Source organism: Vagococcus sp. WN89Y (assembly GCF_052220145.1).
Classification (GTDB): Bacteria; Pseudomonadota; Gammaproteobacteria; order Enterobacterales; family Enterobacteriaceae; genus Kosakonia.
The window spans coordinates 66,078-79,117 of record NZ_JBQPOM010000068.1; the positions used below are offsets into that span (position 1 = coordinate 66,078).

The window sequence follows — 13,040 nt, forward strand, 5'->3', positions numbered from 1 at the left end:
TTTGCTTCATTTTCGCCGTGTTCTGTTTTTTCTTACCGCTGCGTTAGCGTTTAGCGCACCGGTTTTTGCTGGCAAACTTGCTATCGTCATTGACGATTTTGGCTACCGTCCACAGAGCGAAAACCAGGTGCTAGCCATGCCGCCACAAATTTCTGTTGCCGTGCTGCCTAATGCGCCTCATGCACATGAAATGGCGACAAAAGCACATAATAGCGGCCATGAAGTGCTGATCCATCTGCCGATGGCACCTATTAGCAAGCAACCGCTGGAAAAAGACACGCTGCGCCCGGAGATGAGCAGCGATGAAATTGAGCGCATTATTAATGAAGCCGTTAACAAAGTGCCTTATGCGGTAGGTGTGAACAACCATATGGGCAGCGCTATGACGTCCAGCTTGTTTGGCATGCAAAAAGTGATGCAGGCACTGGAGCGCTATAATCTCTACTTTCTCGATAGCATGACCATCGGTAATAGCCAGGCGATGCGTGCCGCTTCAGGTACCGGTGTGAAGGTGGTTAAACGCAAAGTTTTCCTGGACGATACACAAAACGAGGGCGATATCCGTCGCCAGTTTAATCGTGCCGTGGAACTTGCGCGCCGTAACGGTTCCGCTATTGCTATCGGCCATCCGCACCCGTCTACCGTGCGGGTTTTACAACGCGTTATCTACAACCTGCCAGCAGATATTACGCTGGTTCGCCCGAGCGATCTGCTCACCGAGCCGCAGACTGATACCTCCAAACCCAACCTGAGCCCACCTGGCAACGTGGTGCCACAGCCGCCGCGTAATCCATTCCGTGGCGTGAAGCTGTGTAAGAGGAAGCAGGCACTGGAACCGGTGTATGCCACGCGGTTCTTTACGGTTATTAGCGAAAGTATTAGCGAGAGTGCGGCGGTACAGTACTTCCAGCACCAGTGGCAGGGCTGGAAGTAAAAACATCAGTAAATTTTCAGCGCTTTACGGGCAAGGCGGTGGCATGAAACTGTCTTGTCCCGCCATTTATACAGGCGAACAGACCATAACAGCGCCTGGTATGCCAGTTTTACGCTGCGAACATTGCTCACCATGCGTTTAAACATTCCCGAAGCATAAATCTCGGCGATCATTCTCTGGCGAATAAGCAAGTCGGGCTCTTTACGAACCGAATGGCAAACGCGCAGTGCTTCATAAGCTATTTGCTGGTGAAATTCCGGATAAATAGTTATGCGGTCGGCATATTCGCGATTTAATTTTTCCAGTAAGCGGGTGATTTTAATGTAGTGACGCTGATACATCAGGTTTTTCTGACCTGAGCGTTTCAGACGGCTCACCGAAGTGTCATGCAGAAAATATTTATATAACGATTGTTCAGTATATCGCGCACGTTTCGCGTTATACATAAATTCCGTGGACCAAATAATGTCCTGATGATGCAGACCAGGGACAAAAGAAATATTATTGCGGGTAATAATATCGCGGCGGTAAACCCCCATCCAGACAACATGTGTCCAGCGGCGAGAGGCCAGCGCCATACGCAGCCAGTCCGGCCCGGTCATCACGCCAGTTGAGCGTATGCGATCCGCAGGGATAGACTGCCAGGTATGCCCTGAGCGGCGCTCACACCAGTCTGAGTTACACTGCGCGACATCCAGATCGTCTTCCAGCGCCATTTTCATTAATGTTTCATACATATGCGGATACACAATGTCATCCGCATCGACGAAAGCGACGTAGTCGCCAGTTGCATACTCAAGGCCGCGATTCCTTGCAACCGAGGCTCCCGCATTGGCCTGGTGGATAAGTTGGATATGCGGATAAGCCTTTACATAACCTTCTGCTATTTCAACAGAATTGTCAGTTGAGCCATCATTTACAATAATAATTTCCAGTGCAGTCCAGGTTTGCGCTATCAAGGATTCCATACAAGCAGTAAATTCATTACCCGCATTATAAAGAGGGATAATGACACTGAGTGTACCCGGGCTATTCATCATAAAAATACCTGATTATCGTGACGGCAATAACTACATTATTAGTCAGGTTTGCTTAAGAAAAAATTAAGACCATCCTGAATCTGTGCGTCTTATTGGACACACAAATAAAGATTTTGTTGCAAACCATACGCATATTTAAAGATTTTATTTGTCGTAACGGAGACACAGGATAAGAGTATTTCACGCATGCGAAATATTTATGACACTGACAATATTTTACAAAGAGAGCGTTTTTTAAGATATATCGCAGTAAAAAAGGGCTGTGTTATCAGCCCTGATTATTTTAATCCCAGCTCAGTATCACTTTACCTGATTGTCCTGAACGCATTGCGTCAAAACCTTTCTGGAAATCATCAATGGTAAAACGGTGCGTAATAATCGGTGAAAGATCCAGGCCGGACTGAATCAGTGCCGCCATCTTGTACCAGGTCTCGAACATTTCCCGACCGTAAATACCCTTAATAAACAGTCCCTTAAAGATAACTTTAGTCCAGTCGATAGACATATCTGCCGGAGGAATGCCAAGCATCGCAATGCGGCCACCGTGGTTCATCGTGTCGAGCATCGTGCGGAATGCCGCTGGCGCGCCGGACATTTCCAGCCCGACATCGAACCCTTCCGTCATTCCCAGCTCCGCCATCACATCAGTCAGGCTTTCGTTGGCAACGTTTACCGCACGCGTGACGCCCATTTTACGCGCCAGATCAAGACGATATTCATTCACATCGGTAATGACCACATGACGCGCACCAACATGCTTCGCCACCGCGGCAGCCATAATACCAATGGGGCCTGCGCCAGAAACTAATACGTCTTCGCCCACCAGATCGAACGACAGCGCAGTATGCACAGCATTACCAAAGGGGTCGAAAATCGAGGCCAGGTCGTCAGAAATATTGTCCGGAATTTTGAATGCATTAAACGCCGGGATAACCAGATATTGCGCAAAACAGCCAGGACGGTTAACACCAACGCCCACCGTGTTGCGGCATAGGTGTGTGCGCCCGGCGCGGCAATTACGGCAGTGGCCGCAAGTGATATGGCCTTCGCCAGACACACGGTCGCCAATTTTAAAGCCTTTGACTTCCTGACCAATGCCAACGACTTCGCCGACATATTCGTGCCCGACAACCATCGGCACAGGGATGGTTTTTTGTGACCAGTCGTCCCAGTTGTAAATATGGACATCGGTCCCGCAGATGGCGGTTTTGCGAATTTTAATCAACAGATCGTTATGACCGACTTCCGGCTCCGGCACGTCGGTCATCCAGATACCTTCTTCTGCTTTCAGTTTGGCTAACGCTTTCATCTCTGTCCTCAGGCAATCACACCCAATTGTTTCCCAATGCGGATAAAAGCATCCACCGCACGTTCAATTTGTTCAGGGCTATGCGCAGCTGACATCTGCGTGCGGATACGCGCCTGACCTTTTGGTACTACCGGATAGAAGAAACCCGTCACGTAGATCCCCTCTTTTTGCAGCTCGCGGGCAAAGTTTTGCGCAACTACCGCGTCACCAAGCATCACCGGGATAATGGCGTGATCGGCTCCCGCCAGCGTAAAGCCCGCTGCGGTCATTTTCTCACGGAACAGGCGCGCATTTGCCCACAGGCGATCGCGCAGCTCTGCGCCAGACTCCAGCATTTCCAGCACTTTTATCGACGCGGCCACAATGGCTGGCGCCAGTGAGTTTGAGAACAAATAAGGACGCGAACGCTGGCGTAGCCACTCAACTACTTCTTTCCGCGCGGCGGTATAGCCACCCGATGCGCCGCCAAGCGCTTTACCCAGCGTACCGGTGATGATGTCTACCCGATCCATAACGTCGCAATATTCATGCGTACCGCGACCATTCGCCCCGACAAAACCCACCGCGTGTGAATCGTCCACCATGACCAATGCATCGTATTCATCAGCCAAATCACAGACGCCTTTCAGGTTGGCAATCACCCCATCCATGGAGAACACCCCATCGGTTGCAATCAATACATGGCGTGCTCCCGCATCGCGAGCCTCTTTCAGGCGTGCTTCCAGCTCTTGCATGTCATTGTTGGCATAGCGGTAGCGCTTCGCTTTGCACAAGCGTACGCCATCAATAATTGAAGCATGGTTAAGCGCATCGGAAATGATGGCATCTTCCGGGCCAAGCAACGTTTCAAACAGGCCGCCGTTAGCATCGAAGCAGGAGGAGTAAAGAATGGCGTCTTCCATACCGAGGAATTCAGCAAGCTTCTGTTCAAGGACTTTATGTGTGTCCTGCGTGCCGCAGATAAAACGTACCGACGCCATGCCGAAACCGTGGCTATCCATACCCGCTTTCGCCGCTGCGATCAGGTCGGGATGGTTGGCGAGACCAAGGTAGTTATTAGCGCAGAAGTTGATGACATGGCTACCATTTGCCACTGTGATATCAGCCTGCTGTGCTGATGTGATAATGCGTTCTTCTTTAAACAATCCTTCCGCTCGCGCGGTTTCCAGATCGTTCGTTAACTGTTTATAAAAATCCCCACGCATCGCGATTCTCCAGATAGGGCAAATTTCGGAACATATTACCCAAAGCTATACGGTGATACGAGATGACGCGTCATCGTTTATCTATTTTGTAGCATAAATCACGCATGCCCACGCCGTTACATGGGGAATGCTGAAGGGTCGGCAATGTGATGGTATGATAAGGCTTATTAGTGTCTGAGATTGTCTCAACGCTCCACTTTTCAAAGGTACAGCTATGATCATCGTTACCGGCGGCGCGGGTTTTATCGGCAGCAATATCGTTAAGGCCCTGAATGATAAAGGCATCACTGATATTCTGGTGGTGGATAACCTGAAAGACGGCACCAAATTTGTCAATCTGGTTGACCTGCATATCGCCGACTATATGGATAAAGAAGATTTCCTGATCCAGATTATGTCAGGTGAAGAGTTCGGCGATATTGAAGCAGTGTTTCATGAAGGGGCCTGCTCATCCACCACGGAATGGGATGGCAAGTACATGATGGATAATAACTATCAGTACTCCAAAGAGCTTTTACACTACTGCCTTGAGCGTGAAATTCCTTTCCTGTATGCATCCTCTGCAGCCACTTACGGCGGACGCACGTCGGATTTTATCGAATCCCGCGAATATGAAAAACCGCTGAACGTCTACGGCTACTCAAAACTGCTTTTCGATGAGTATGTTCGCAACATTCTGCCGGAAGCGAACTCGCAGATTGTCGGTTTCCGTTATTTTAACGTTTATGGGCCGCGCGAGGGCCACAAAGGCAGCATGGCAAGCGTCGCTTTCCATCTCAACACGCAGCTGAATAACGGCGAAAGTCCGAAGCTGTTCGAAGGTAGCGAAAACTTCAAGCGCGACTTCGTGTATGTGGGTGATGTTGCGGCAGTTAACCTGTGGTTCCTGGAAAGCGGTGTTTCCGGTATTTATAACCTCGGCACCGGTCGCGCCGAATCTTTCCAGGCCGTTGCAGATGCAACGCTGGCCTTTCATAAAAAAGGCAGCATTGAATACATTCCGTTCCCGGATAAATTAAAAGGCCGCTATCAGGCATTTACCCAGGCCGATTTGACCAGGCTGCGCGCAGCAGGCTATGACAAGCCGTTTAAAACGGTTGCCGAAGGTGTGACTGAATATATGGCATGGCTGAATCAGGATGCAGGTTCGCAAAATCATTCAGGCGGTAACTGAGTGCCCCTTATTACATGCTAGCTATGTAATAAAGGCGCGCAAAGGCAGCCTAAAATAAAAGCTTGAAGGATGTAGCGAATGAAAATTCTGGTGATTGGCCCATCCTGGGTGGGCGATATGATGATGTCGCAAAGCCTCTATCGCACACTTAAGGCGCGTTTTCCCCAGGCAGTGATTGATGTGATGGCACCCGCGTGGTGCCGTCCGCTTTTGACACGTATGCCGGAAGTGAATGAAGCGATTCCGATGCCGCTGGGCCACGGCGCACTGGAAATAGGTGCGCGGCGTAAGCTCGGGCTAAGTCTGCGTGAGCGGCGATACGATCGTGCTTACGTCCTGCCTAATTCATTCAAATCAGCGCTTGTCCCCTTCTTTGCTGGCATTCCGCACCGTACCGGCTGGCGTGGAGAGATGCGTTACGGCCTGCTTAATGATGCGCGCGTGCTGGATAAAAAAGCCTGGCCGCTGATGGTCGAGCGCTATGTTGCTTTAGCTTACGACAAAGGCGTGATGAGTTCGGCAAACGACCTCCCGCAGCCGTTGTTATGGCCGAAGCTGCAGGTAACTGACAGCGAGATATCACAGGTTTGCTCTACATTTGATATTTCGCCAGAACGCCCTGTTATCGGTTTTTGCCCCGGCGCAGAGTTTGGGCCAGCCAAGCGCTGGCCGCACTATCACTATGCGGAGCTGGCAAAGCAACTGATTGATGAAGGTTATCAAATACTGCTGTTCGGCTCGGCAAAAGATCATGAAGCAGGAAATGAAATCCTGACCGCACTGAGCACAGAGCAGCAGGCATGGTGTCGCAATCTGGCCGGTGAAACCCAGCTTGAACAAGCGGTGGTACTGATTGCGGCATGTAAAGCCATCGTCACCAATGATTCTGGCCTGATGCATGTCGCGGCAGCGCTTGACCGCCCACTGGTTGCGCTCTATGGCCCAAGCAGTCCGGACTTCACTCCGCCGCTCTCTCATAAAGCGCGCGTCATTCGCCTGATTACGGGTTACCATAAAGTTCGTAAAGGCGAAGCTGCGGAAGGTTATCACCAAAGCCTGATGGATATCTCGCCTCAGCGTGTGCTGGAAGAATTAAAGGGTTTATTGCTGGATGTGGAAGGGTAATCAATGCGGGTACTGATCGTAAAAACGTCCTCTATGGGCGATGTGCTGCATACTTTGCCCGCGTTAACCGATGCCATGCAGGCGATCCCCGGTATTCGCTTTGATTGGGTCGTGGAAGAGGGCTTTGCGCAAATTCCTTCATGGCATGCTGCGGTAGAACGAGTGATTTCTGTGGCGATCCGTCGTTGGCGCAAAGCCTGGTTTTCTGCACCTGTCAAAGCAGAAAGGAGGGCATTTCGCGAGGCTATCCAGGCAGAGCGTTATGACGCAATCATCGACGCGCAAGGTTTGGTTAAAAGCGCGGCGCTTGTGACCCGGCTCGCAAAAGGAGTGAAACACGGTATGGACTGGCAAACGGCGCGCGAACCATTGGCAAGCCTGTTTTATAATCGCCGCCATCACATCGCGAAGCAGCAACATGCCGTGGAACGTACCCGCGAACTGTTTGCAAAAAGCCTCGGCTACGCTAAACCAATAACTCAGGGTGATTACTCTATTGCCCAACACTTTGCTGTAGAAAACGCAGCGCAGTCGCCCTATGTCGTGTTTTTACATGCCACCACCCGTGACGATAAGCACTGGCCGGAAAGCCACTGGCGCGAGCTGATTGCTTTGTTGAGCAGTTCCGGTTTGCGCATCAAGTTGCCGTGGGGAGCACCACACGAGGAAGCCCGGGCTAAAAGGCTGGCTGAAGGGTTTGATTACATTGAAGTGTTACCGCGAATGAGTCTTGAAGGGATAGCACAAATACTCGCAGGCGCACGTTTCGTGGTTTCGGTGGATACAGGGTTGAGCCATCTGACAGCAGCCCTGGATCGACCAAATGTGACTTTATATGGTCCAACTGATCCAGGACTAATTGGTGGGTATGGGAAAAATCAGGTGGTTTGCTGTTCTCAAAACTCTTCATTGGCGGATCTAGCTGCCATTGATGTATTTAACGCATTGAATAATTGATATAATTATTTGAATAAGCTGTGGAGAAATAATGTCATTTATAGCATTTCTTTCTGATGAGCAGAGAGACTGGAAGAGTCTTTGGAATAAAGCGTTAGTTTTTCTATTTATTTGCACATATTTTTTGAACGATATTACAAGATATAAGCACCTGATCATCATCCTTATGATCATTACAACGCTTTATTACATTGTAAAGCAACCGGGAGACTATCTTCGAGGGTTGAAAAATTATATTTTTTACAGCGTGGCATTTTTAACCGTTGTTATGTTAGTGTCGCTATTTATCACACCTGATATCACATCCAGTTTCAAAGCGTTACAAAAATCGGTTTTAGAAAGCTTATTACTTTTTACTATTGCCATTCCAGTTATTTTGAGGGATGAAAGTTTTGAAACCATCTCAAAATTAATTACGTATGCCTTTCTTGCAGCCTTAAGTTTGCTTTGCATTACTGAACTTATACCTTATATTCAGGACTACAAAAAAGGCATAATGCCGTTCACTGATTATCGGTATCGGGGAATTTCCGACTCTTTAGTCTACCTTTTTCCGGCTCTCTTAAACTTATGGCTTTTTAAAAAGATAAAGCATAAAGTTGCTTTTATTGTCCTTGGTGCTGTTTTTATATTTTTGCTATTGGGTACGTTATCGCGGGGTGCATGGCTTGCCATTTTAGTTGCAGGTCTGGCATGGGTAATATTAGCAAAACAGTGGAAAATACTATTCGTAGGGATGATTTTTGCTGCAGTAACTGCAGCGGCAGTCTTATCACACGAAAAAACGTCTGAAAAACTCATATATAAATTACAACAAACGGACAGCTCTTACCGCTATAAAAATGGCACACAGGGCAGTGCTTTAGATTTAATAGCAGAAAACCCAGTAGTAGGTTATGGCTACGGTAATGATATCTACCGGGAAATATATAATAGCAGAGTTGCTGATTATCCGGAGTGGATCTTCAGGAGTTCCCTTGGGCCACATAACTTAATACTATATATTTGGTTTGGTGCAGGCATAATGGGATTGGCAGGACTTCTTTTTCTCTATTTTTCGATAGGGAAAGAATGCATTCAAAAACTGTCATACACTGCCGTTAATTCGCCCTATAATGTTTACCTTTTTATTTTTACCTGTTTTATTGGCTACTACATAGTACGGGGAAATTTTGAACAGATAGAACTTAATCATCTGGGGATTTTAACGGGTATTTTAATTTCCTTAAAGAATTCATCTAAATTTAAGATATAATCACTCCCCTCTGATAATTAAATATTGTCAGAGGGTTTTCCGTTTGCAAAATAGTTTTCCCATCATAAATGATATGCCAATATTATTTTCTCAATATGAGTCTACGCAATGCATGAAGCCTGGAACCCCATTTTGAGCGCCTGTAACAACGAAAGAGATCAAACCACTTTCCCCTACCTAGATAATTTAACTTGATCAAATCAGGGCGCTTATAAAAACACATTAAAAATATACCCTGATCGTCATCGACAATATTATATTGCAAAGTTTTTCTCTGACACTCAAAAACCAGAGAAGCCATTTCTAGCCATTTTTCTTTTGATCCGACGATAGCACCACCAATAATATATACTTTGTTATCAATCATATATTGAAATGCTTGTTGTTCAGACGTAATGTTTAATCCCTTTTTAATGGTAAAAAAATGTATTTTATTAGGGTTGAATGGATAATCCCATAATTTTAATCCATTGGTAACTTTGGGTTTTCTGCAATATCCAAAGTCAACCCAGGCAACCATTGGTGTTTTTATCAGGCCACAATTAATAGCTTTTGTAACAAAATAAGTTTTTAAGTTACATACCAACACATAATCCGGTGACCAATATTCCGGATTTTGTAATTGATGCTGTGCCAACTGACTTATAAAAGCAACATCTTTTTGAATTCTTTCTATTCTTTTCCTAACATACTTGAATTTATTCTTTATATCGACAGCTATGACAGTTGTTGGCTTTCCCTTTCGAATAGATTCAATTTTACTTTTCAAATCGCTCGATGTAAAAATCACCATTTCATTATCAAGCGATGCCAAATACTCGAAATATTTTATATATGCGTCAGCAGAACGCGCAAGCTTCTCACGGTATCCTTTATTAGAAGTCCATTCGCCACGTCCGATGTCAAAATAAGCTGTCACAATAGTGATTGGGGTATTCATAATCAATAAGAACCATATATTTAAAATAAAATCATTTAAAAAAAACAAAGCAACACACTTTTTTTGCTAAAAATAGCCAACTTATGGGGAAATTTAATCAAACCATTTTTGTATTAAACTTTCGAATGCCACTGTTACTGCTTCCCAACTAAAGTGATCGAAAACATATTTCTGCCCTTGTAAAGCAACCTGCCCAAGAGAAGGCTCATTAAGCACAGTTTCGATATCGTGGACAATACTTTCTGGTGTCATTGGTTCGCTAAGATGAAAGCCTGTTTGATGCTCTTTAACAAACTCAGTCATACCACCTCGCGTACTAACCAGTACAGGCCTACCGGCTCCCATAGCTTCAATGGCGACCATACAAAAAGGTTCTTTGAATTGAGAAGGTATTACCACTAAGTCTGCTAAGGGATAATAATGATGCATTTCTTCTGGAGCTACGCTACCTAACATAATACAACTGGTCGGGAATTTTTCCGCAATGCTACGTACTTCTGACTGATATTCTGCTATTTCCCCTTTACTACTCGAGTACGCATCGCCAACAATAATAAGCTTAACATTATCTCTTTTTTTGGCGATTTTTTCATACGCCTGCAATAATAATAATACGCCTTTATCCGGAACAATACGTCCAGCATAGAAAATAGTAATATCTTTCTCATTTATGCCCAACTGCGCTCGGGATAGTTTTTTTTCTGCTGAGTTATAATAAGCTAAATCAATTCCATTTGGTATAACTTCAATATTTGCAGAGGGTAAGTAGCTTTGATAATAAGCCTTGAGATAATTGCTCGGAACAATAATTTTCGCATCTGCTCCGATATTCTTTGGCTCAAACGCATTATGCATATGAAGCACTACATTCGAATCTGGCGCTCTATGCCTGATCTGTCTATATAATTTTAAGCTGTTATGTATAACAATTACACTTTCAGCATCACTCGCAAATTGTTTTTTTATATTAATTATGCGCTGAGAATAAGGTAAAGGATCGAGGCGGGTCCACTTTTGGAAAAGACGTTTATATACACGACTAAAACCAATACGATGAATACTACAATTTTTGTTTACTTCGCTAAAATCTGAATAACCTTCATTCTTGATGCATACAATTTTATTTTTATACGCCAATCGTTGGGCGACATTATACATCCATGATTCAACAGCTGCAGCTCCCTTTGGTGGTATAGAGAATATAGGAGTAACAGTGAGTACTATTTTTTTAATCATTGTAATTGCCGATTATTATTTAGAGATTTTTTTTAAGTTATATTTAAAAGCGGTCAATAATCCTTTTATAAATTTGCCCTGATACAACTGATGCTTATATTTCTCTTTAAGTTCAAAGATTTTAGTTGCAGAAACTAATGGATCTTTATTCCATGGTGTAAGGTTATAAACCCTACGGAAATATGCGGATGAGTGATAGTCAGCCCAATCATGCCATGGTTTTGTTATCCCTGTATAATGAATAAAAATAGTATCATCATTAATCACCTGCTTATAGTATTCGCTATTTTTCACTTCAAACTCAGACTTCAGAGTAAACACTGTATTATATTTTCGTGGCAGATAATACAAATGACCAAGTAATATCAAATTCAATACATCTTGATCCGGGTATTTTAAATTATTTATCACATCATCATCTAATAATAAATTAAAAATTCGTTCCGTTAAGTTTTCGTTTTGCCATGCAATCAAATTTATATACATGACACCAGAATTAAAATAATAACCATCGAACTCAGGATTATTAAGCCGCTCTGCACTTTTCTTCTGCATTGAGTCGACATCTTTAACTACTGCACCATAGTTCCCCTGAAAGTCGAATGAAAATAACTCAGTGATATCATTTTTACAAATAATATCTGCATCTAAATATAAAAGGGCATTTAATTTGTCTGAAAAATAGTCAAAAGAAATTAGTCTGTAATATATAGAAATTGGCCAAATATTTGTTTTTGGTAAATTTTGTAAAGGCTTATCATCAATTTTATATAGCTTTATAACCGTATTATATTGTTTCGCTAATTGAATTAAATGCTCAATATATTCACCAGAGAATTCATCGGAAATCACATGAAAAGTGAAGTCATGCTTTTTATTATATTCAAGAATAGACGCGATAGATATAGCAGCTCCGAGTTGATAATTTTTATCGACTCCCCAGGAAACATTGAAAGTTTCACGGTCACTGCATTCATATAATCTCTCATTTAGGATTGTGATGCTTTTGAATATATTTTCTGTTGAGACATTCAATTTCATTTCTTATATTGCCCCTACGATATAACCAGTAAAAACCACATGTAAATTTAAAAATTATAAATTATCTTTTATACGATAAAGCTTTAAGTCAATTTGGTTTTTTCCGTAGGCCAATTTTATATTTCACTCGTTTCATCCATTGTCGAACTTTTCGCTTTAAAATAAAACGATAGTAAGAATAATCCATGATATCGTTTTGTATGCCGTAATGCTTTTCTAAATCCAGGCGATCCTTTGCTTTACGCAAGCCGTTTGGCTTTTTCCCGGATAGGTCTATAAGACGGATCCCCTTATCTGTGACTATAAAGTTACCTTTGTGCGGATCGCCTGATACCATATTATGTTTATGCAATTGTATAATTGAATCATGGATCTGTTTTTTAATATTCTCAGGCACTACGTTATACCGTTCAAGTTCTATACCTTGAATATATTCAATTAACATAATATAAATATACGTGTAATTAAATATTTTCTTTTCTGCCAGCAGATATTGATCATTGACCGAAGTTACGCCTTCTTTCCAGACCCGATCAGTCTGTTTAATCAAATTTTCATAGTAGTCTTTTTTAAAAAAAGATTTCAAAAACCTTTCTGTCTTTTTATGTTGAGGGACAAAAATTTTTAATACCATTGGCCCACGGGCAGTCTCAATTAAAACAACTTTCGTGTCCTCTATAGATCTAAATATTTTTAATACCTTCAATCTATTTTTCATAAAATCTTGAAATACGGACAAGTAAAAAGAGTCACCATCTTTTGTGAAAACTGTATATTTGTTTATTTTACATTTACTGATCATAATATATCTTTAACACGGAAAA

12 protein-coding genes are annotated in these 13,040 nt (G+C 43.7%); 5 read left to right on the plus strand and 7 right to left on the minus strand.

Features of this window, described 5'->3' with window-relative positions:
• The first annotated feature begins 1 nt into the window (after window position 1).
• Complete coding sequence (locus tag ACTU3N_RS19875; protein ID WP_443087863.1) at window positions 2-934, plus strand: divergent polysaccharide deacetylase family protein; 933 nt, start codon at window positions 2-4, stop codon at window positions 932-934.
• 5 nt (window positions 935-939) lie between these two features.
• Here the strand turns inward: ACTU3N_RS19875 and ACTU3N_RS19880 are convergent, their stop codons facing one another.
• The 3 genes from ACTU3N_RS19880 to kbl all read right to left on the minus strand — a co-directional run bounded on the left by ACTU3N_RS19880 (window position 940) and on the right by kbl (window position 4,488).
• The gene (locus ACTU3N_RS19880; RefSeq protein ID WP_443087864.1) at window positions 940-1,974 is read right to left on the minus strand and encodes a glycosyltransferase; all 1,035 of its coding nucleotides are present in this window, start codon (window positions 1,972-1,974) and stop codon (window positions 940-942) included.
• A 283-nt stretch (window positions 1,975-2,257) separates the two neighbouring features.
• Window positions 2,258-3,283, minus strand: coding sequence for an L-threonine 3-dehydrogenase (gene tdh, locus ACTU3N_RS19885; protein ID WP_443087865.1), 1,026 nt, complete (start codon window positions 3,281-3,283; stop codon window positions 2,258-2,260).
• An 8-nt stretch (window positions 3,284-3,291) separates the two neighbouring features.
• Complete coding sequence (kbl, locus tag ACTU3N_RS19890) at window positions 3,292-4,488, minus strand: glycine C-acetyltransferase (RefSeq protein ID WP_443087866.1); 1,197 nt, start codon at window positions 4,486-4,488, stop codon at window positions 3,292-3,294.
• A 214-nt stretch (window positions 4,489-4,702) separates the two neighbouring features.
• Between kbl and rfaD the strand changes: the two genes are divergently transcribed.
• From rfaD to rfaL, 4 genes are all read left to right on the plus strand, one after another.
• A complete protein-coding gene (gene rfaD, locus ACTU3N_RS19895) occupies window positions 4,703-5,662 on the plus strand; it encodes an ADP-glyceromanno-heptose 6-epimerase (protein WP_443087867.1) in 960 nt (319 codons plus the stop codon).
• A gap of 78 nt (window positions 5,663-5,740) precedes the next feature.
• Window positions 5,741-6,787, plus strand: coding sequence for an ADP-heptose--LPS heptosyltransferase RfaF (gene rfaF / locus ACTU3N_RS19900; protein ID WP_443087868.1), 1,047 nt, complete (start codon window positions 5,741-5,743; stop codon window positions 6,785-6,787).
• 3 nt (window positions 6,788-6,790) lie between these two features.
• Window positions 6,791-7,744, plus strand: coding sequence for a lipopolysaccharide heptosyltransferase RfaC (gene rfaC / locus ACTU3N_RS19905; RefSeq protein WP_443087869.1), 954 nt, complete (start codon window positions 6,791-6,793; stop codon window positions 7,742-7,744).
• Window positions 7,745-7,775: 31 nt separating this feature from the next.
• Window positions 7,776-8,999 (plus strand): O-antigen ligase RfaL, encoded by a 1,224-nt coding sequence (gene rfaL / locus ACTU3N_RS19910; RefSeq protein ID WP_443087870.1) that lies wholly within the window; start codon window positions 7,776-7,778, stop codon window positions 8,997-8,999.
• A gap of 82 nt (window positions 9,000-9,081) precedes the next feature.
• Here the strand turns inward: rfaL and yibB are convergent, their stop codons facing one another.
• The 4 genes from yibB to rfaY form a co-directional block, all read right to left on the minus strand.
• Complete coding sequence (yibB, locus tag ACTU3N_RS19915) at window positions 9,082-9,939, minus strand: protein YibB (RefSeq protein ID WP_443087871.1); 858 nt, start codon at window positions 9,937-9,939, stop codon at window positions 9,082-9,084.
• A gap of 93 nt (window positions 9,940-10,032) precedes the next feature.
• Window positions 10,033-11,175 carry a lipopolysaccharide N-acetylglucosaminyltransferase gene (locus ACTU3N_RS19920; RefSeq protein WP_443087872.1) on the minus strand — a complete coding sequence of 381 codons (1,143 nt, stop codon included), beginning with the start codon at window positions 11,173-11,175 and terminating at the stop codon, window positions 10,033-10,035.
• Window positions 11,176-11,190: 15 nt separating this feature from the next.
• Window positions 11,191-12,216 (minus strand): glycosyltransferase family 8 protein, encoded by a 1,026-nt coding sequence (locus tag ACTU3N_RS19925; RefSeq protein WP_443087873.1) that lies wholly within the window; start codon window positions 12,214-12,216, stop codon window positions 11,191-11,193.
• 88 nt (window positions 12,217-12,304) lie between these two features.
• A complete protein-coding gene (rfaY, locus tag ACTU3N_RS19930) occupies window positions 12,305-13,018 on the minus strand; it encodes a lipopolysaccharide core heptose(II) kinase RfaY (RefSeq protein ID WP_443087874.1) in 714 nt (237 codons plus the stop codon).
• Window positions 13,019-13,040 lie beyond the last annotated feature (22 nt).